The 21,634-nt window shown below is 27.9% G+C and carries 17 protein-coding genes, 1 pseudogene, 1 riboswitch and 1 other annotated feature; of the genes and pseudogenes, 6 read left to right on the top strand and 12 right to left on the bottom strand.

The window, feature by feature from the left end:
* Positions 1 to 7 precede the first annotated feature (7 nt).
* The 4 genes and pseudogenes from SPJ33_RS02045 to SPJ33_RS02030 form a co-directional block, all read right to left on the bottom strand.
* Positions 8 to 562: pseudogene (locus SPJ33_RS02045) on the bottom strand (flavin reductase family protein).
* A 146-nt stretch (positions 563 to 708) separates the two neighbouring features.
* On the bottom strand, positions 709 to 1,422 hold the full coding sequence (locus SPJ33_RS02040; RefSeq protein ID WP_321116306.1) for a DUF3298 and DUF4163 domain-containing protein: 714 nt from the start codon (positions 1,420 to 1,422) through the stop codon (positions 709 to 711).
* A gap of 80 nt (positions 1,423 to 1,502) precedes the next feature.
* Positions 1,503 to 2,372 (bottom strand): 23S rRNA pseudouridine(2604) synthase RluF, encoded by an 870-nt coding sequence (gene rluF, locus SPJ33_RS02035; protein WP_321116305.1) that lies wholly within the window; start codon positions 2,370 to 2,372, stop codon positions 1,503 to 1,505.
* A 26-nt stretch (positions 2,373 to 2,398) separates the two neighbouring features.
* Complete coding sequence (locus SPJ33_RS02030) at positions 2,399 to 3,487, bottom strand: anti-sigma factor domain-containing protein (RefSeq protein WP_321116304.1); 1,089 nt, start codon at positions 3,485 to 3,487, stop codon at positions 2,399 to 2,401.
* 177 nt (positions 3,488 to 3,664) lie between these two features.
* On the opposite strand from SPJ33_RS02030, the gene ispF reads away from it, so the two are divergent.
* A complete protein-coding gene (ispF, locus tag SPJ33_RS02025; RefSeq protein ID WP_321116303.1) occupies positions 3,665 to 4,132 on the top strand; it encodes a 2-C-methyl-D-erythritol 2,4-cyclodiphosphate synthase in 468 nt (155 codons plus the stop codon).
* 35 nt (positions 4,133 to 4,167) lie between these two features.
* Here the strand turns inward: ispF and SPJ33_RS02020 are convergent, their stop codons facing one another.
* Both SPJ33_RS02020 and SPJ33_RS02015 read right to left on the bottom strand, forming a co-directional pair.
* Positions 4,168 to 5,472, bottom strand: coding sequence for a Na+/H+ antiporter NhaC family protein (locus SPJ33_RS02020; protein ID WP_321116302.1), 1,305 nt, complete (start codon positions 5,470 to 5,472; stop codon positions 4,168 to 4,170).
* 82 nt (positions 5,473 to 5,554) lie between these two features.
* A riboswitch (SAM riboswitch) is annotated at positions 5,555 to 5,718 on the bottom strand.
* A 148-nt stretch (positions 5,719 to 5,866) separates the two neighbouring features.
* On the bottom strand, positions 5,867 to 6,541 hold the full coding sequence (locus SPJ33_RS02015) for a hypothetical protein (protein ID WP_321116301.1): 675 nt from the start codon (positions 6,539 to 6,541) through the stop codon (positions 5,867 to 5,869).
* Between the two features lie 176 nt (positions 6,542 to 6,717).
* On the opposite strand from SPJ33_RS02015, the gene SPJ33_RS02010 reads away from it, so the two are divergent.
* Positions 6,718 to 7,125 carry an HNH endonuclease signature motif containing protein gene (locus SPJ33_RS02010; RefSeq protein ID WP_321116300.1) on the top strand — a complete coding sequence of 136 codons (408 nt, stop codon included), beginning with the start codon at positions 6,718 to 6,720 and terminating at the stop codon, positions 7,123 to 7,125.
* Between the two features lie 64 nt (positions 7,126 to 7,189).
* Here the strand turns inward: SPJ33_RS02010 and SPJ33_RS02005 are convergent, their stop codons facing one another.
* Entirely contained in the window at positions 7,190 to 10,216 is a 3,027-nt protein-coding gene (locus SPJ33_RS02005; protein WP_321116299.1) for a glycoside hydrolase family 2 TIM barrel-domain containing protein, read from the bottom strand.
* Between the two features lie 294 nt (positions 10,217 to 10,510).
* Positions 10,511 to 10,723 (top strand) — a binding site (T-box leader).
* A gap of 75 nt (positions 10,724 to 10,798) precedes the next feature.
* Between SPJ33_RS02005 and thrS the strand changes: the two genes are divergently transcribed.
* Positions 10,799 to 12,730 carry a threonine--tRNA ligase gene (thrS, locus tag SPJ33_RS02000; protein WP_321116298.1) on the top strand — a complete coding sequence of 644 codons (1,932 nt, stop codon included), beginning with the start codon at positions 10,799 to 10,801 and terminating at the stop codon, positions 12,728 to 12,730.
* A gap of 59 nt (positions 12,731 to 12,789) precedes the next feature.
* Here thrS and SPJ33_RS01995 read toward each other — a convergent pair whose 3' ends face one another.
* The 5 genes from SPJ33_RS01995 to SPJ33_RS01975 form a co-directional block, all read right to left on the bottom strand.
* Positions 12,790 to 13,827: an aldose epimerase family protein gene (locus tag SPJ33_RS01995; RefSeq protein WP_321116297.1), complete on the bottom strand. Its 1,038-nt coding sequence runs from the start codon at positions 13,825 to 13,827 to the stop codon at positions 12,790 to 12,792.
* A gap of 160 nt (positions 13,828 to 13,987) precedes the next feature.
* On the bottom strand, positions 13,988 to 14,572 hold the full coding sequence (locus SPJ33_RS01990) for a 5-formyltetrahydrofolate cyclo-ligase (protein WP_321116296.1): 585 nt from the start codon (positions 14,570 to 14,572) through the stop codon (positions 13,988 to 13,990).
* 59 nt (positions 14,573 to 14,631) lie between these two features.
* A complete protein-coding gene (locus SPJ33_RS01985; RefSeq protein ID WP_321116295.1) occupies positions 14,632 to 14,787 on the bottom strand; it encodes a hypothetical protein in 156 nt (51 codons plus the stop codon).
* A 70-nt stretch (positions 14,788 to 14,857) separates the two neighbouring features.
* Positions 14,858 to 16,684 (bottom strand): glutamine--fructose-6-phosphate transaminase (isomerizing), encoded by a 1,827-nt coding sequence (gene glmS, locus SPJ33_RS01980; protein WP_321116294.1) that lies wholly within the window; start codon positions 16,682 to 16,684, stop codon positions 14,858 to 14,860.
* Positions 16,685 to 17,114: 430 nt separating this feature from the next.
* Positions 17,115 to 17,363 carry a GIY-YIG nuclease family protein gene (locus tag SPJ33_RS01975; RefSeq protein WP_321116293.1) on the bottom strand — a complete coding sequence of 83 codons (249 nt, stop codon included), beginning with the start codon at positions 17,361 to 17,363 and terminating at the stop codon, positions 17,115 to 17,117.
* A 179-nt stretch (positions 17,364 to 17,542) separates the two neighbouring features.
* Between SPJ33_RS01975 and SPJ33_RS01970 the strand changes: the two genes are divergently transcribed.
* The 3 genes from SPJ33_RS01970 to SPJ33_RS01960 are packed head-to-tail and all read left to right on the top strand — an operon-like array spanning position 17,543 to position 21,613.
* On the top strand, positions 17,543 to 18,004 hold the full coding sequence (locus SPJ33_RS01970) for a MarR family transcriptional regulator (RefSeq protein ID WP_321116292.1): 462 nt from the start codon (positions 17,543 to 17,545) through the stop codon (positions 18,002 to 18,004).
* Between the two features lie 14 nt (positions 18,005 to 18,018).
* Entirely contained in the window at positions 18,019 to 19,758 is a 1,740-nt protein-coding gene (locus SPJ33_RS01965; RefSeq protein WP_321116291.1) for an ABC transporter ATP-binding protein, read from the top strand.
* Complete coding sequence (locus tag SPJ33_RS01960; protein WP_414627195.1) at positions 19,745 to 21,613, top strand: ABC transporter ATP-binding protein; 1,869 nt, start codon at positions 19,745 to 19,747, stop codon at positions 21,611 to 21,613. The genes SPJ33_RS01965 and SPJ33_RS01960 overlap by 14 nt, the downstream gene beginning before the upstream one ends.
* Positions 21,614 to 21,634 lie beyond the last annotated feature (21 nt).

Here is a 21,634-nt window from a genome sequence, read left to right as displayed (position 1 = left end):
TAATATACTATCTTAATTTTGCTCCATCTTTGAACGCATTACCTACACGTTCTCCTAAGCTATAATAACCATTATGAATAGTATCAAAAGTAATTGGTTGTAATTTTTCTAAGCTTATTTTTCCATATTCACCAAGTATTTTTTCATCTGCACTTACATTAACGATTTCTGCAAAATACCTTTCTCCATCAACAACTTTAATTAATCTGCATTCTAAAGTAAGTGGAAGTTCATTAATTATAGGTGCATTAACAAAATCACTCTTCACTGTTGTAAATCCTGCTTTTTCCATCTTATTTGGTTCTCTGTTTCCTTAAACAATACCAACATAATCACAAGCTTCCATTTGTTCTTTAGTTGCAATACTTACTGTGAATTCTTTATTAAGCATGATATTTTGTGTTGTCTTATGTATACCTAAGTCAACCATAATTTGATTCATACCTACAATACCGCCCCAAGCTGCATTCATAACATTTGCTTTACCATTTTCATCATATGTTCCAACCATCATAACTGGTTGTGGAAATAAATATGGCTTTGCTCCAAAATTCTTTCTCATAATATGACTTCCTATTATCTAACATTAATTTTTACTTATTTTTTATTTTACTTTAAAAAATTCTAAAAATCAATTTTTCACTCTGTTATAAAACATAAAATGACCGCACAAAGCTATTTTGCCCTATATGGTCATTTTATATATATTTAATTATTGTATAAGAAATTTTCTTTAAAATCATTTATAGGTATATTAAATTCCGGTATACCTGATGCATATGGAGCTATCTCATATTGATTATAATATATAACTAAATTTTCTCCTTTTATATAAAACTTAGCATCATCATTAATTCCCTTATACGTAGTTGCATCAACAAAATATTTTTCTTTATTTTTATTTATTTGATTTCTTATTTCCTTATCTATTACAGTTTTATAATCATATCCTATTTTAAATAACTCTTTAATTGATAATTTTTTATTAAGCTTTTTGTCTATAACATAAGCTTTCCTTGTAGTAGATCCATGAGCACCACCACTAAACTGATAATAATCTATATAGAAGCTCAGAAGATTATTACTGTCCTTAGTTATATAATACCTAGAATTTAGTTCAAACCTATTATTACATATATAACCACTTTTTTTATAATCATCAAGTACATCTTGAGTTTCTTTAATCCAATTATCTGTCCATAAACTTATTTCTTTATTTATATTTTCATTCTTTTTATCAGTTAATTTAGGATAATTAATATCAATTTCTATACAATTATCTAAATGCTCTATTTTTACATCTTCAATAGATTTATTTTTTTCTTCATATTCCTTTGCATTTATAGACAATTCATATGTAAAATTTAGTGCACTAAAAATTATTATAAATAAACTAAGATACTTTATAATAATATTTTTCATAATATAATTTCCTACCTTTTTAAATACTAAAATTATAATTTTTTTATAGTATTCTTCAAATAGGTTAAAATTATATATTATTAATCATCTTTTGTTTTCTTAGATTCTTGTATTAAATCATTTAATCCAATAAGCTCTTTTTTAGATAAATCTCTCCAAGCACCTATTTTTAGATTTCCTAAGTCTATATTCATTATTCTGATTCTTTTTAGTTTCTTAACTTCATAACCTAAGGCCTCACTCATTCTTCTTATTTGCCTATTCATGCCTTCAGTTAAAATTATTCTAAATGTATAATCATTTTCTTTTTTTACGAAACATTTTTTTGTTGTAGTTCCAAGTATTCTAACTCCACTACCCATCTTTTCAATAAATTCATCATTTATTTTTTTATCTACAGTTACTATATATTCTTTTTCATGGTTATTTCCTGCTCTTAAGATTTTGTTTACTATATCCCCATCATTAGTTAGTAATATTAAGCCTTGTGAATCTTTATCTAACCTTCCGATTGGAAATATTCTTTTATTATGCCCTACAAAATCAACTATATTTCCTTTTACTTTCTTTTCAGTAGTACATGTGATTCCTACAGGCTTATTTAAAGCTATATATACCATTTCTTCTTCTTTTGATATTCTTTTGCCATTTACTTTTACAACTTGCCCTTTAGATACCTTTGTTCCTATTAAAGCTTTCTTGCCATCAACAGTAACCTTTCCATCTTCTATAAGTTTATCAGCTTCTCTTCTAGAGCATATTCCTGTTTCACTTATATATTTATTTAAACGTATTTCTTCTTTTCTTTCATTATGAACAATTATATTTTTATTACTAAATGATTTTTCCTTATCTTTTTCTCTATTAAATTTAGGCTTATCAACACTTTTGTTATTTTTGCCTTTTTTATTTTTAAATTTAGGATTTATCTTATTTAAAGCTTTTTTCATTATTACCTTCCTTCTCAATTTACATTTTAATTAGATAAATTCTGCTTATTTCCTGCATTATTTATTACTAAATTTATGTTATGACTTTTTACAAATTTACTTGTTTTATCTAAACTTCCATACATTAGAGGTTTTCCAGTTACAGTAACTAATACTTTTCCAGATGGCATCATATCATGTTTATCTGCATAGCTTAAGATTTGTTCAACACCATCATCTAACTTTACATCATTTAAATTTAAATTATTAACAAGTTCTGCTCCCTTAGTTGTTGGAGAATATACATTTATTATCTTATTAAATGAATTAACTTCTACCTTTATCTGAGATGTAGTATTTATTAATATAGTTGTATTTACTTTTGAGTATTTATGTAAAAATGAACCAAGACTTATTATAATAACTACTATTAAAATTACAAAATAAAATTTATAATCACTTAACCTTTTCTTACGATTAGCTAATACTTCTTTTCCAGCACTTAAGCCATCTTCTAATTTTATTTTTCTAAATTCACCTGTACTGGTTAATATACATGCACTATGCTTAAATACTTTTAAAACTATTCCTCTTAATTTTTGTTTAGAATTTCTATTTAATGATATAATTTTTGATTTGCTTTTGCCCTCTTCATTTACCTCATTAGTTTTCTCTTCTGAGATACTTTTAACAACAGTTTTATTTGATTGTTTTTTCTTTGATGCTTCTACTTTTTCTTCATTTTGTTCAATCTTTATATAGTCTTGTATAAGTCTATAATTAGGATTTGAAAATATAATAAAGTATGCAATTATATATTCACTCCACTCATCTATAAACTTTCTTGATTGCTTAGTTTTTTTTGATAATATGTTAAGTGGTAATTTCTTTTTATTTTGTACAAAATGTAATAATTCTAATTCTTCTATTATGTAAAAAGCTATATTTAATATTAAATTTTTCTCATACTCATTTGGAATACAAGCAAATAAATCTTGTATTAAAATTCTATATGAATAGAGTTCTTTTTCTATTGAGTCTATTTCATTAGCTCTAGCTTTATTTATCTCATCACTAACCTCTACTAAACTCGGCACATTGGAAAATTTATATTTATTTCTATCAAATATCTCCAAATTTATACACTCCCTCTTATTTTTATCGAACAATATCTATGCTTATATCTAATTATACCTAAATGTACATGCTTTTTAAATGAAATTACAAATTAATAATTATTTCTTATATATTTTTGAAATATATTGCATTTTTGTGCTAAACTTATAGAAAAAAATATTATAGAGGTGAGACATATGCGTATTGGCTTAGGCTATGATGTACATCGTTTAGTTGAAGATAGAGATTTAATTTTAGGTGGAGTTAAAATCCCTTATGAGTTTGGATTATTAGGACATTCTGATGCTGATGTTCTTATTCATGCAATCATGGATTCTCTACTTGGTGCTACAGCATTAGGTGATATAGGCAAGTATTTCCCTGATACTGATCCAAAGTATAAAGGGATATCAAGTATAACTCTTCTTAAAGAAGTTGGAAAACTTCTAGAAAACAACAATTATAAAATAGGTAATATAGATGCAACAATAATTGCACAAAAACCTAAAATGGCTCCTCATATAGAACAAATGAGACATAATATAGCAGATGCATTAAATATAGACTTTAATCAAGTAAATGTTAAAGCTACAACTGAAGAAGGCCTTGGATTTACTGGTGAAGGTCTTGGAATATCATCTCAATGTATATGCTTAGTTAATTAATACAAAAATAAAAAGCCCTAAAGTTAGGGCTTTTTTTACTTTATAATATTTTCTTCTTTTCTTCTGCTCCAATAAAATATTATCGCAATTACTACTGAAATACCCATTAAATATGGATAAAATAAATATTGCATTATTTGAATTGGTGATATAGCTGCAAGACTTGCTGCTGATATAAGTTGAGCACCATAAGGGATTATTCCTTGAAATGCACATGCAAACATGTCCATAATTCCTGCAACTCTCTTTGGCTCTAAATCAAATTCATCTGATATATCTTTAGCTATTGGTCCAACTGTAACTATAGCTATTGTATTATTTGCAGTACATATGTCTACTAAGCTTACTAAAGCTCCAATTCCAAGTTCTGCTCCTCTTTTTGTCTTGAAGTTTTTTAATCCTTTATGTAATATAAATTCAATTCCTCCATTAAATTTTATAAGAGAAACCATTCCTGCTATTAATAATGATATTATAATTAATTCACTCATTCCAGTAATTCCATCTGCCATACCTGTAAAAAGTCCTATAATATCAAAACTTCCAGTTGCTATTCCTATTATACCTGCTAAAACTATTCCTGATGCTAAAACAAATATAACATTAACACCTGCAAGCGCTGCAACTAAAACTCCTATGTATGGAACAATTTTTATTAAATTATAATCATAGCTTCCTAAGTTAACTGATTCTGTTCCACTAGTTATAATCATAAATATAATAGCTGTTATTATCGCAGCTGGTAATACTATCTTAAAATTCATCTTAAATTTATCTCTCATTTCACAGCCTTGTGTCTTTGTTGCTGCTATTGTTGTGTCAGATATAATTGATAAATTATCACCAAACATTGCTCCACTTACAACAGCTCCAACTACTAATGCTACAGCTATTCCAGTTTTTTCAGATACTCCAAGAGCTATTGGTACAAGTGCAACTATTGTTCCCATTGATGTTCCAACTGATAATGCTATAAAGCATGCAACTATAAATATTCCTGTTACTAAAAGATTAGGTGGCAATACTGAAAGCCCTAAGTTTACTGTTGAATCAACTGCTCCCATAGACTTAGCCACTTGAGCAAATGCTCCTGCTAATATAAATATCAAAATCATTAAAATTATATTAGAATCTCCTGCTCCTTTGCAGAAAATATTTAATTTTTCTTCAAAACTAACTTTAGTATTCATAACTAAAGCTACAACTGATGCGATTAGAAATGGTATTATTACTGAAACAGAATAAAAATCTTTTGTAATAAATGCAATTCCAACATATACTAAAACAAAAACTAATAGTGGTAAAAGAGCCCACCAGTTTCCTTCTTTCCCCTTTTTCATATTTCTTCCTCCTAGTTTTATTGAATATACAAAATAAAAAAGCCTCTGATAGAAATCAGAAGCTTTATAATTCTATAAACACCACTTATCTATCAGTTTTACTGCAGGATTTAGCACCACACTTGTAAAATCAGAAACACAAAATAACCAATGTATTAGATACATTGATTTTTATAGTCATTCCTAATAATACTAATAGGTTGCCGGGTTTCATAGGGCCAGTCCCTCCACCACTCTTGATAAGACTTTCTTTAATTTTCGATTATGTCTATTTTAACAACATTAATATTTCATGTCAATATCTATATTCTTCTTATATCTTTATTAACTAATAATATAAAAAAAGCTAAGCGATTATATATCTTAATATAATCACTTAGCCTTTACTAAATTATTAAAGTGTTTCTGATAATTTATTTAGAAGAATATTTTTAAATATAGTTGAAGATTTTTTATCTTTTCCAACATTTAAATATACATCTTGCCATTCTTTTAATGATAAACCTATTTCATTTTCAAACTCTTTTTGTTTATTAGTCATCTCTACTGAAGAATCAATAAACTCACCCACTTGTGTTGCTGTTTTAAATACTTTTATATATAAAAATCTTTTATTATCTCCAATCCAATCTTTATTGAATCTCTTTCCAAAATCCACTAAACCGTCAATTATTTCTTCATCGCTTTTTTCCCATAACTCATTTAAAAAATTATATTGTTCTGTCATAATTTTCTCTTCTTCTTTAGATATCTTATTTTTTTTTGATAAGCAACTTACTAGTTCAGGAATTGAGTATGCTGGAACTTTAAGTATTACTTTTTCTGTTCCATAAGCCCACTTATAAAATGCTTTTTGAATAAATGAGTGTTGTATATATCCTAACAATACCCTTGCATTTGAGAAATATGAATAAATATTTTCTATTCCATTTTTATTGCAAAATATAAGTGCATGTATATAAACTGATTTACTTGTTGGTAATTCATTTGTAAAAGCATGACCTCTCATAGCCATGTGTTCGTTTACATTCATGGACCAAAAATCGAACGAATTGTAATTATTCTTCATAAATATCACCCTTCCTAATAAACTTTAATATAATATACCATCTAGTATATTATACCATTTTTTATTATTTTTACTCTCCTATAAGAAATATTTTTTATTTTATATAAAAATATGTTGATTGATTTGAATAATTTTTTTCTCTATAATTATTAAATATAAAATAAGGAGGTTTTTGCTTGTATTTTTGTGAAATATGCAACAAAAAGGCTGATATCCATCATATTGTTCATAAATCTGAAGGTGGATTTGATATTGAATTAAACTATATGTATTTATGTGAGGAACATCATCGTGGAAAATTAGGTCCCCATCATTGCTTAAAAACAGATATTTCCTATAAAATCAATCTTCAAAAAAAATTATATAAACTTCTACCTAAAAAATATTATTCCTTTAAAGAACTCTGTTATATATTAAATGCCTCATCTAATATAATTAAGCGTTTAACAAAAAATATAAAATTATATAAAGAAGGTTATAAAAAAGAAGATGTAATATTTATCTTAATGGGTAAAGCATATTATTCAGAAGAATTGCTAGAAAATATTGAGCTTGAAAAACTTTATGAGAGTATTCATTGTTAAGATAAATTTAAGTTATAGATATAAAAACTCCATCTTCTAAATAAATAGAGATGGAGTCTTTAAATTATGCTTTAGATATCGTAAATGTGAAATCTAAATCTTTATTTGATTTAATTAAATATTGATTATGAACTGGTGCACCCCAGCTATCATCTCCGCCGACTCCCATTTGTTTTGCAATTATACGTACCCATGTATAATTTACACGTGGAAGTTCAAAAATATGCATTGCATTTTCAATCTCATAAGCACTGTATGGAAGCACACTTAATTCAAATGGAGTTTCCTTATAATTAAATCTTAATCCATCACCATTATTATTAGTTACTTCTGCCCATCTTACATTTGTTCTATTTCCACATTCTTGAGGAATTAAATATCTAGACATATTTTCTCTAGCTGTATTTTCAAAGACGCCAAGCTTTGCGCCTTCATTTCTATCTATATAGTTTTCATCTGGGCCATAACCATAGTACTTAAAATTTTCAAATTCTTTTTTAAGCTTAAAGTCCATAGAAAGCAGTGGAATTTCTGGCAATCCTTCTACTCCTTTATATCTAACATTTATATCTATATCTCCACATTTCTTAACTGTATATTTAACTATATTTTCTGTTTTTATAGTTGTTGGTAATTCAAATGTGTATATAAGTGAAACTTCATCTTGATTTTCTTCTAATTTAAAATCAATAAGTCTTTGATTCATACCTGCAATTTGCCATTGTGCACATCTAAAGTTATGAGCATTTCCCTTATCATTATCTGTTGTTGCTCTGAAATAAGATGTTTTAGGTGCTCTAGTTATATATTCTTTATTGTCATAGCATAAAGACACTATTCCACCTTCAGTGATTGAGAACATAAAGTAGAAATTATCCCCTTCAACTCCTATATTTCCATCACCATGAATAACATTAAACTTCTTATAATCTTTTTTATTATCATTATTAAATTCAGCAACATTAAAAGCATGTTGCCCAAAAGCTACTTCATGTCCTTTATTTGCCCAAATTGTATCATTTTTAAGTCTCATAGAAACATTTATAATATATTCACCGTTTTCCTTCATCTTTGGATATTCAAATTCTAAATATTCTTCAGATTGAGGTTTAACATCTATATTTATAGTATTTTCAAATATCTTTTCTCCTTCTTTCTCTATAGAAACTACAAAATCATATTCCTTCGTATCTATAAATAAATTCTCATTTTTGATAGTTATTCCATTAGTATCTGGAGTTATTTTAACATTTGAATATAGGTACTTAACTTCTTGAACCTTTGGAGATACAGTTCTATCTGCATAGATTATTCCATCTGTACAGAAACAGTAATCTGTTGATCTATCATCAAAATCTCCGCCATATAATAGCACCTTTTCACCATCTTCATTAATAGTTTCTACCGCTTGATCTATATAATCCCAAATAAATCCGCCTTGGTACATATCATACTTATCTTCTAAGTCAGAATATAAATTCATTCCTCCACAGGAATTCCCCATAGCATGCATATATTCACAGCTTATATAAGGTTTTTGTGGATTATTATTTAGATATTCCTCTATATCTTGAGGCTTAGCATACATTCTGCTTTCCATATCACTTATTTCATTAAATTCTCTATTCCAAAATACTCCTTCATAGTGTACTAAACGACTACTATCATTTTCATGGAAATACTTTGTCATTTCTAAGATATTTGTACCTGCATAAGATTCATTACCACATGACCAAATAAGTATTGATGGATGATTTTTATCTCTTTGAAGCATAGATTCTGCTCTATCTAAAACTACATTTTTCCACTCTGGAAGTGAACCTGGTATATTCCAGCTTGGCTCACATTTACCTAACTTTTGCCATGAACCATGACTTTCTAAGTTAGCTTCATCTATTAAATAAATTCCATACTCGTCACATAAATCATAGAAATAACTTTGATTTGGATAGTGTGAAGTTCTAACTGCATTTATATTATTTCTCTTTAAGAACTTAATATCCCAAAGCATGTCTTCTTTACTTATAGCACGTCCAGTTTTACAGCTAAACTCATGTCTATTAACACCTCTAAAGATTATTCTTTTTCCATTTAGGTGCATTATTTTATTTTTAAGTTCAAATTTTCTAAAACCTATTTTTTGTGGAACTATCTCGATTAAGTTTCCATCTTTATCTGAAAGCTCAATATATAAAGTATAAAGATATGGATTTTCAGCACTCCAAAGCTTTACATTTTCTATAATTTCGTTAAAACGCACTTCTTTTTTAGCCTCTATATTACTGAACTCATATATTAAATTTTCGTCTTTATCTTTTAAATAAGCTTTAACCATACAAGCTTCTGAGTTATCTAACTTAATATTTATATCTAAATCAGCATTTTCATAAGTATCATTTAAGTCTTGCTTTATAAATAAATCTTTCACATGATATTTTGGAGTTGCATATAAATATACATCTCTAAATATTCCTGAAAATCTCCAAAAATCTTGGTCTTCAATCCAGCTAGCACTGCTTCTTTTATATACTTCTACTGCTAATTTATTTTGGCCTTCTTTTAAATTATTTGTTATTTCAAATTCTGATGGAGTAAATGAATCTTCACTATAACCTATAAATTCTCCATTTAACCATACATAAAAAGCTGTCTCTACACCTTGGAAAGATACAAAAACTTTTTTATCCTTTAATTCATCTTTTAATTCAAAATACTTAACATAGCTTCCAACAGGATTATATTCCTTAGATATATAAGGAGGTCTAAGTTCTTCTCTTCCATCCCATGGATATAATGTGTTTATATATTGCATATTGTCATAACCTTGAAGTTGTATATGTCCTGGAACATTTATGTTATCAAAGCTTTTACAATCAAAATCTTCTTTATAAAAATCTTTTATTCTCTTATCTTGATTTTCAGCATATGAGAATTTCCACTCACCATTTAAATATTGTCTAAGTGGCATATTATCTCCTAAAAATAACTCTTCTCTTTTTTCGTAATATAGATGATCAGAATGTGCATCAATTCTATTTACTCTGAAAACTTCAGGGTTTTCTAACCAATCTAAATTAGCAATATTACTCATAAAAAACTCTCCCTTTATTTTTAAAAATAATTTAAGTTAATCCTTTACATAAAACTTTATAAATGTACTAACTTATAATTTATTATCACCTTTTTAGGAAAATTAATCAATATTTTTTACCTAAATTTTACTTAAAATTTTATATATTCTTTGATAAAATTTTTTCACATCATTTATTAAAATTCATAATAATATTATAGAATAATTGTAATAATATTATTGAATAAAAAAACTTTACAAAGCATTCATTGACATCTTAAATTTGTATGATTATAATATAAATTAATTTTAGAAAACAACACGTTGATGAGAAGAGTATGTTAAACCCTTATTTTCAGAGAGGAAATACAATAGCTGAAAGTATTTCTATTTAAGATTAACAGAAAACTACCTCGGAGTGGCTCTAATCCAGCCCGTCATTGTCACGTTACGACAAACAAAGTGATTTTTAAGATAATTCTTAAAGATAACTAGAGTGGAACCACGGATATATACTTCGTCTCTAAATTTAGAGATGAAGTTTTTTTATTTTAGAAAGTATTTAGTTTTTAAATATCAAAAGAGAAGAAAGGAGTTTTTTAAATGATTAAAGTTACTTTAAAAGATGGATCAGTTAAAGAATTTGAAAAAGGTATATCAGTTTTAGATGTAGCAAAAAGCCTTAGCGAAGGATTAGCTAGAAATGCTTTTTGTGGATTAGTAAATGGAGAAGTTGTTGACTTACGTCAAACACTAAATGATGATTGTGAAGTTGGAATCTGTACTTTTGATTCAAAAGAAGGAAAAGATGCTTTAAGACACAGTGCTTCACACGTATTAGCTTATGCAGTTAAAAGATTATTTCCTGAAGCTAAAATAGCTATAGGACCTGCAATTGAAGATGGATTCTATTATGATTTTGATAAAGAAGGTGCTTTCAGCACAAGTGATTTAGAAAAAATCGAAGCTGAAATGAAAAAAATCATAAAAGAAAATCCTCAAATCGAAAGATTTGAATTACCAAGAAATGAAGCTTTAGAACTTATGAAAGATGAACCTTACAAGGTTGAACTTATAAATGATTTAGGTGAAGATGAAGTTATTTCATTCTACAAAATGGGAGATTTCGTAGACCTTTGCGCTGGTCCTCACGTAATGTCACTTAAGCCAATGAAAGCTATCAAACTTTTAAGAACTGCCGGTGCTTATTGGAGAGGTGATGAAAAGAACAAGATGCTTGCTAGAATCTATGGTACTGCATTCTTAAAGAACAAAGATTTAGAAGAACATTTAGAAGCTTTAGAAGAAGCTAAGAAAAGAGACCACAACAGATTAGGTAGAGAATTAAAATTATTCACTACTGATGAAAAAGTAGGTCAAGGACTTCCATTATTAATGCCTAAGGGAGCTAAAATAGTTCAAACTCTTCAAAGATGGATTGAAGACGAAGAAGAAAAAAGAGGTTATGTATTAACTAAAACTCCATATATGGCTAAGAGTGATTTATACAAAGTTTCAGGACACTGGGATCACTATAAAGATGGTATGTTTGTATTAGGAGATGAAGAAAAGGATGATGAAGTATTTGCTTTAAGACCTATGACTTGCCCATTCCAATACACTATATACAATGCTGAACAACACAGCTATAGAGATCTTCCTATAAGATATGCTGAAACTTCTACTTTATTTAGAAATGAAGCATCAGGAGAAATGCACGGACTTATAAGAGTTAGACAATTCACTTTAGCTGATGGTCACTTAATAGTTACTCCAGAACAATTAGAAGAAGAATTCAAAGGTGTTGTTGATTTAATTAAATACGTTATGGATACTCTAGGAATTTCAGATGATATAAGCTATAGATTCTCAAAATGGGATCCAAATAATACTGAAAAATATATCAACAATCCAGAAGCTTGGGAACAAACTCAAGTAATAATGAAGAATATATTAGATCACTTAGAAATAGATTATGTTGAGGCTGATGATGAAGCTGCATTCTATGGACCAAAACTTGATATCCAATTTAAGAATGTTCATGGAAAAGAAGATACAATTATAACAGTTCAAATTGACTTTGCATTAGCAGAAAGATTTGATATGACTTACATCGATAAAGATGGAGAAAAGAAACGTCCATACATCATCCATAGATCATCAATCGGATGTTATGAAAGAACACTTGCTATGCTTATTGAAAAATATGCAGGAGCATTCCCAACTTGGCTTGCACCAGTTCAAGCAAAAGTTCTTCCATTATCAGATAAATACAATGACTACACTGAAAAAATCGTTAGAGATTTAAGAAACAGTGGAGTAAGAGTTGAAGCTGACTACAGAACTGAAAAACTTGGATACAAGATAAGAGAAGCAAGACTTGAAAGAGTTCCTTACATCTTAGTTGTTGGTGAAAAAGAAATGAATGATAACGCAGTTTCTGTTAGAAGCAGAAAAAATGATGATGAAGGTTCAATCAAGTTTGAAGAATTCAAAGCTAGATTACTTTCTGAAATAGCTAACAAAGAATTATAAGATAAATTTTAAAAGAGAAGCTTAAATTTAAGCTTCTCTTTTTTATATAAATATATAAATTACTCTTCTAATTTAAATGTATATTTTGTAGATTTAGAATAAATTTGTCCTGCCTTTAAATAAGACTTTTCCTTAAATACTTCATTATATCCAATTGGTGGTGCTTGCGTTTCAAAGCATATAGCAAGTCGTGTTCTAGGTTCCATTCCACCATAGATAATATTATCATTTTTAAAGTTCATAGAATAAACAACGACATCTTCTTGATTTGTTTCAACTTCTAAAACTCTTCCACTTTCCTTATCCTTAAGTATAATCTTTCTGTCATTTTCATTTAATACAAATGGATGATCATATCCAAAACCTAATTTTATTTGTGGATCATCATTATCTATTCTTTCTCCTATTTTATGCACTTTTCTAAAATCAAATGGAGTATTTGAAACATCATATTCTTCACCTGTAACTCCCCCATTTTCATCTACTTTAAGTATTTTATCTGCATTAATATATAACTCTTGATCAAGTATATCTCTCTTATAATCTCCACTTAAATTAAAATAACTATGATTTGTTATATTAACTAAAGTATCTTTATCTGAAATAGCATTTATTTTAAATAAAAATTCATTATGATTATTTAATTCATATATAACTTTCACATGAAGATTTCCTGGATAATTTTCTTCAAGATCAGGAGATTCCATTAAAAGTTCAAGCCTTGCAGTTTCATCATCACTTGTATCTTTAACATCCCAGAACTTTTTATCAAAACCAACTTGTCCACCATGACCTGAGTTTACTCCATAATTTTTTGCAAGGTCATATTTCTTTCCGTCTATAGTTATTTGACCCTTATCTATTCTTCCAGCTGTTCTTCCTATAATAGCTCCATAATATGATGGATTAGTATAATAGTCCTCTATATTCTCATATCCTATTACTATATTTTCAAGCTTTCCTTCTTTATTAGGAGTCATAATTTTTGTAATTATTCCACCAAAGTTTAATATAGATATACTAATACCGTTATTTGTTAAAGTATATTCTATTACATCTTTGCCATTATAAGTTCCTCTTTTAACTTCTCTTATCATATCTATATCCCATCCCTTTTAATATATTTTATTTAAACCTTTACAAGAATACTATTAATATACTTTGTTAAGTTATCTTTATTTTATTCCATAATAATCTATTAATCAATACTTCTTAGTAGTTTTTAAAAATCACCTCCCTTCTAATAAATCATAAGTCTTATATATTATTAACAATTCTTCTTTTTTCTGTTATTATTTGATCTACTTTTTTATCATGCTCTTCAACTTCTAAATTATCTAAAACTTGCAATTCATATGCTAATGCAATCTTACTACACTTAAGATTATTTTTATCTAAAAATTTATCATAATATCCAGCTCCATAGCCTAATCTATTAAATTCTTCATCAAAAGCAACCCCTGGCATAACTATAAGATCTAATTTATTAATATCAAAATCATTTTCTTCCCCAATTGGTTCTAATATTCCATAACTACTTTTAACTAAATTTTCTAATGAATCTATTCTTATAAGAATCATTTCTTTATTAAATATTTTAGGTACATAGACTTCTTTTCCTAGTTTTAATGCATCTTCAATTATTATCTTAGTATCTATCTCTGAACCGAAACCAATGTACGTAAAAATTCCTCTTGCCTTATTATACTCTTCACTATTTATAAGCTTTTTTATTATTTTATCATCCATAATTTTCTTAGCTTCTTTACCTAATTCATCTCTTTTTTTAATAATATTTTTTCTAGTTTCTTTCTTAATAATCTTCTTATTCAACCTTTTCATTCCTTTCCATACGAAAAAGGCCTATACAACCATCTAAGTGATTATATAGACCTTAATAACTATTTTATTATATTCTCTAAATCTTCAACTACCATATTGATTATATCTATTTTTGATTTTGCTGATTCATTATCAGGCATCCACTCTAAACCTGAGTTTAAACTACTCTTGGTTTCCTTATATTCATTTATTAATTTTAATAACTCTTCTCTCATAAAAAACATCTCCTAACTTTAATAACCATATCTTTATATAAAAGTTATTATACCTATAAATGATATTTTTTTATTCAACTGTAACTGATTTTGCTAAGTTTCTTGGCTTATCTATATCAAATCCCTTAAGACTTGCAACATAGTAAGCTAATAATTGTAATTCAACTGCTGCAATTATTGGTGCAAACATATCAATAGTTTCAGGTATAAATAATACATTATCTAAAACTTCTTGAGCTTTTTGGCTTTCTTTGAATGTTATTCCAAAGTTTATTGCTCCTCTTGATTTTATTTCAACAATATTACTAATCATTTTATCAATTAAATTCTTTTGAGTAAGAACTGAAACAACCTTTGTACCTTTTTCAATTAAGGCAATTGGTCCATGTTTTAATTCTCCTCCTGCATATGCTTCTGAGTGAATATATGATATTTCTTTTAGTTTTAATGAACCTTCTAAAGCAAGAGCAAAATCCATTCCTCTTCCTAGGAAGAATATATCATCTTCATCTTTAAGACTTTCTGCAATCTTTTTAACAGCATCTGTATCTTTTAATACTTCTTCTATTTTTTCAGGAATTTCTAATAATTCCTTCTTTAAATTATCTACTTCTTCTTTGCTTATAGTATTTAGAAGTTCTCCAAAATACATTGCAATTGCATGCATTACTACTACTTGTGTAGTGTATGCTTTTGTTGATGCTACTGAGATTTCTGGCCCTGCCATAGTATATATAACATGATCAGCTTCTCTTGAAATTGTACTTCCAACAACATTTGTAACAGCTAAAGTTTTAGCTCCAGCTTTATTACAATCTCTAAGTACAGCTAAAGTATCTGCTGTTTCTCCTGATTGGCTTAATACAATAACTAATGATCTATCAGTAACTAATGGATCTCTATATCTAAATTCTGATGCAATATCAACTTCTACTGGTATTCTTGCAAGTTTTTCTATTGAGTATTTACCCATTAATCCTGCATGATATGCAGTTCCGCAAGCTACCATATATATTCTATCAATATTTTCTAATTCTTCTTTTGAAATATTAAAGTCATCAAAAGTAATTCCATGATCCATTGATATTCTTGAAGTCATAGTATCTCTAATTGCTTTTGGTTGTTCATGAATTTCTTTTAACATGAATGAATCAAATCCGCCTTTTTCTGCAGCATCTGCATTCCATGTTACTTTAAATATTTCTTTATCTATATTATTGCCGTTTTCATCAAGAAGTTTTACTCCTTCTTTTGTAATAACAACAAATTCATTATCTTCTAAAAGATATACATCTCTAGTATAGTTTAAAACTGCTGGTATATCTGAAGCAATGAAGTTTTCATCATCTTTTAAACCTACAATTAATGGACTATCCTTTCTTACAGCTACAAGCTTATCAGGTTCTTCATTAGAAATTACACCTATTGCAAAACTTCCTTGTAAGTCCTTTGAAGCTTTAACTACTGCTTTGAATAAATCTCCTTCATAGTAATATTCTATAAGATTTGGTATAACTTCAGTATCTGTTTCTGAAACAAACTTACATCCTTTTTCTTTTAAGAATTCTTTAAGTTCAATATAGTTTTCTATAATACCATTATGAACAACAGCAATATTTCCTTTTGTACTTAAATGTGGATGTGAATTGATATCTGATGGTTCTCCATGAGTCGCCCATCTAGTATGTCCAATACCAATACTTCCTTTCATAGGGTTCTTTTCTAAAGTTTCTTCTAAGTTAGCAAGACGTCCTTTTTGTTTTCTAACATCAATCTTGCAATCTTCTATAACTGCTACTCCAGCTGAGTCATAACCTCTATATTCTAGTTTTGATAATCCCTCCACTAAAAAATTAGTTGCTTGACCCTTACCAACATATCCTACTATTCCGCACATAAAAAATCTTCCTTCCTAATATTTACTATTTAATTTTTTACCTCTTATGGTTTTTCATATTATAAATAAAAATAGGCATACTAATCCTAAGACTACAAAAACCATAATTGAAGGTTTTAACACCAAATTGGATTTGTACTATAGATCACTCTATAGCTTTGCCAATCGTTAACGGTAGTGCGATACCGTGGGGCACCCGCCGAAAAGTCTCGATAACTCCCAACCTCGTCAACTTAAAAATCATAAAAACTATGATAAAACTTCTTAAGTCCTGGCGCTTTTTATTTTTTTAAAACTAATTTGTAAAAATATCAAATCTCTTTTCAAAATCTCATACCTTACGAAATTATTTTATCATATTTGTTTATTTTGTCTATATAATTACAATATTTATTAACAATATTTTTGCTACAAAATTCGAGTAATTCTGCTATTTATTAAAGTTTTTTATCATATCTAACTTATTTTCTCTACTCATTTTCTTAATCTCATATTCTCTTTTCATTGCTTCAACTTTATCATCAAACTCTTCAAAATATACAAGCTCTAATGGTCCTCTTCCTCTTGTATATTTAGCACCTTTTCCTTCTGTATGTGCTTTAAATCTGCGTTCTAAATTATTTGTCCATCCAGTGTAAAGCGAATTGTCTTTACATTTTATTATATAAACGTAATTCATTTTATATATCCTCTTTTCTGATTTTTATATAGATATTATTATAAATTAATTTTAGTATTTAAAAATAAATTTCTTTGTTTTGCACCTTGTTTTTTCTATAGAATAGTATTAAAATAGTGAGATAATTAGTCATCTAATTATTAGTCGTCTAACTTTTTAAAAATGAGAGGAGTTTTAATATGGAATCAAACACTGATTTTTCTTTTCACAAATTATTAGGACAATTAATAAGATTACATTTTTGTTTATCTCATAAGAATTTAGAAAAAGAAGGATTATATCCAGGACAACCTAATCTTTTATTTGCTTTATATCATAAAGATGGGTTAAGTCAAAAGGAAATAGCAGAAATTCTACATTCTAAACCTGCAACTATTACTGTTATGATAAAAAGATTAGAAAAAGCTGGATTTATTAAAAAACTTTCTGATGAAAATGATCAAAGAGTATCTAGAATCCACTTAACTGAAAAAGGTTTTAAAACTTGTGAAGATTTAAAAACTGTAATTAAAGAGATAGATGATATCTGCCTTAATGATTTTACTGAAAATGAAATAAGTTCTCTAAAAACTTTATTAGAAAAGATAAAATTCAATTTAGAAAATCATAAAGATAATAATATTGATAATAAAAATATTTAAGGAGTGACAAAGTTATGTTAAAACTATTTAAGCAATTAAAGCCGTATAGCAAGCAATTGGTATTTGTAATAGTTTTACTATTTGTTCAGACTATGTCTCAATTATATCTACCAACTCTATTATCTAAGATAGTAGATACAGGAATAATGAACGGTGACGTTAATTATATACTTAAGATTGGTGGAGTTATGATTGGTATAGCCTTAATAGGTAGTGCTTGTACTATACTTGCCAGTTTTCTTTCATCTAAAGTCTCAATGGGATTTGGTAGAGATTTAAGAAGAAAAATATTTACTAAGACAGAGACCTTTTCTTTAAATGAAATTGATAAAGTTGGTACTGCTTCACTTATTACTAGAACAACAAATGACGTTAATCAAGTACAACAAGTTGTTATTATGATACTAAGAATGATGATAACTGCACCGCTTACATGTATTGGTGGTATTATAATGGCAATTTCTGTTGACAAAGATTTATCTTTAATACTTTTAGTTTCAATGCCAATTGTAATAATAGCAATACTGCTTATCGGTAAAAAAGCTATGCCATTATTTAAAGCAATGCAAGTAAAACTTGATAATATAAACAGAATTTTAAGAGAAAACCTTACTGGTATAAGAGTTATTAGAGCTTTCAATAAACAAAACTTTGAAAAGAAAAGATTTGATGAGGCTAATGATGACTTTACTAGTAATGCAATAAAAGTAAACAAAACAATTGCTTTATTAATGCCTTTATTAATGTTAATACTAAACTTAACTGCTGTTTCAATACTTTGGTTTGGAGCAAATAGAATTGACTCTGGAGTTATGGAAGTTGGTAACCTTATGGCATTTATACAATATGTAATGCAAATAATGTTCTCACTTATAATGGTAAGTATGCTATTTATAATGATTCCTAGAGCTTCAGCTTCAGCAAGTAGAATAAATGAAGTATTAGCTATAGAACCTACTATAACAGATTCTGAAAATCCTAAAAATGATAGCGATAAAAAAGGATTTGTTGAATTTAAAAATGTGTCATACTTCTATCCTGGTGCAGAAAATGCTGCATTAAATAATATATCTTTTGAAACTAAACCTGGAGAAACTACAGCTATTATAGGTGGTACAGGCTCTGGTAAATCTACAATACTAAACCTTTTATCAAGATTTTATGATACTTCAGATGGTGAAATATTAGTTGATGGAATAAATATAAAAGATATGTCACAAGAAACTCTTAGAAGTAAAATAGGATTTGTTCCTCAAAAAGCTGTTCTTTTCTCTGGAACAATTGCTGAAAATTTAAGATATGGTAAAGAGGATGCTACTATGGATGAATTAATTCATGCATCTAAAATAGCTCAATCTTATGATTTTATTCTAGAAAAAGAAAACGGATTTGATTCTGTAGTTGAACAAGGTGGTAAAAACTTCTCAGGTGGTCAAAAACAACGTCTATCTATAGCTCGTGCTCTAGTTAGAAAACCTGAAATTTATGTATTTGATGATAGTTTTTCAGCTCTTGATTTTAAAACTGATGCAAAACTTAGAGCTGCTCTTAAAAATGAAACTAAAGAATCAGCTGTTATTATAGTTGCTCAAAGAGTAAGCACAATAATGGATGCAGATAGAATTTTAGTTTTAGAAGATGGTAACATCGTAGGAATGGGTACTCATAAAGAATTACTACAAAACTGTGCAATTTATCAAGAAATTGCCTCATCACAACTTTCAGAGGAGGAACTTGCAAATGAGCATAGATAAAAATAAAAAAACTCATGCCCCTATGCGTGGAAATAGAGGTGGTCATGGCGTTGTTATGGCTGGTGAAAAAGCTAAAGATTTTAAAGGTACAACAAAAAGACTCTTAAAATATTTAAAACCACATAAAGTAAAACTTATATCAGTAATTTTTATGGCTATAATAAGTACAGCATTTTCTGTATTTAGTCCTAAATTACTAGGTGAAACTATTAATGTAATACTTGAAGGTATGATAGCTAAATTTAGAGGTATACCTGGTGCTTCAATTGATTTTACTAAATTATCTCATTATATTTTATTGCTTTTAGGCTTCTATGTATTAAGCGCAGTATTTATGTATCTGCAACAATATATAATGGCTGGAGTTGCTCAAGGTACAGTTCGTGATATGAGAAAGGATGTTAATGATAAATTAAATAAACTTCCTATCAAATATTTTGATGCAAACTCAAAGGGAGATATATTAAGTAGAGTTACAAATGACGTAGATAATATTAGTAGTACGCTTCAACAAAGTTTAACTCAGCTTATTAGTGCTGTTATTACTATTATTGGTATCACTATAATGATGCTAACAATCAGTCCACTTTTAACTTTAATATGTATATTAACACTTCCTGTTTGTATAATTGCAACTAGACCTATAATAGGAAGATCACAAAAATTCTTTAGTACTCAACAAAATCAACTTGGTCAATTAAATGGTCATGTTGAAGAAGTTTATACAGGTCATACTGTTATAAAGGCCTTTGGTCATGAAAAAAAGGCTATCAAAGAATTTGATGAAATAAATGAAAAACTTTATGATTCAGCTTGGAAAGCTCAATTCATGTCAGGTTTAATAATGCCTTTAATGAATTTTATAAATAATGTGGGTTATGTTATCATTGCAGTTGTTGGTGGTATATTAGTTACTAAAAACAAATTAAGTGTTGGATATATTCAATCATTTATACAATATTCAAGACAATTTACTCAAATGATAAATCAAACTGCTAATATAGCAAATATACTTCAATCAACAATGGCTTCTGCTGAAAGAATATTTGAAGTATTAGATGAAGAAGAGGAAGTTAGAGAACCAGAAAACGTAAAAACTTTGAAAAATCCACATGGAAATGTTGAATTTAAAAATGTTAAATTTGGATATAATGAAAATGAACTTCTAATGAAAGATATGAATGTAACTGCAAAACAAGGTCAAACTATTGCAATAGTTGGTCCTACAGGTGCAGGTAAAACAACATTAATTAATCTTATGATGAGATTCTATGAATTAAATGGTGGAGAAATTACATTTGATGGAGTAAATATAACTGAACTTAGCCGTGGACATTTAAGAAGTATGTTTGGTATGGTTCTTCAAGATACATGGTTATTTAATGGTAGTATAAAAGATAATATAGCATATGGAAAAGAAGGTGCTACATTTGAAGAAGTTGTAAGAGCTGCAAAAGCTGCTCATGCTGACCACTTTATTAGAACTTTACCTCACGGATACGATACTATATTAAATGAAGAAGCTTCAAATATATCACAAGGACAAAAGCAACTTTTAACTATTGCTAGGGCAATACTTGCTAATCCTAAAGTATTAATACTTGATGAAGCTACAAGTTCAGTAGATACAAGAACTGAAACTTATATTCAAAATGCTATGACAAAACTTATGGAAGGCAGAACAAACTTCGTAATTGCACATAGATTATCAACAATAAAAGATGCAGATTTAATCTTAGTAATGAATCATGGTGATGTTATAGAACAAGGAAATCATGAAGAATTGCTTAAGAAAAATGGTTTCTATGCAGATCTTTACAACAGTCAATTTGCTCATGAAGAAGCTACTGCTTAAAGTGAAGAAAGACTACTTAAA

This window comes from Clostridium sp. (assembly GCF_034179595.1).
Lineage (GTDB): Bacteria > Bacillota > Clostridia > Clostridiales > Clostridiaceae > Clostridium.
This window is presented reverse-complemented; position numbering and strand designations above follow the sequence as displayed.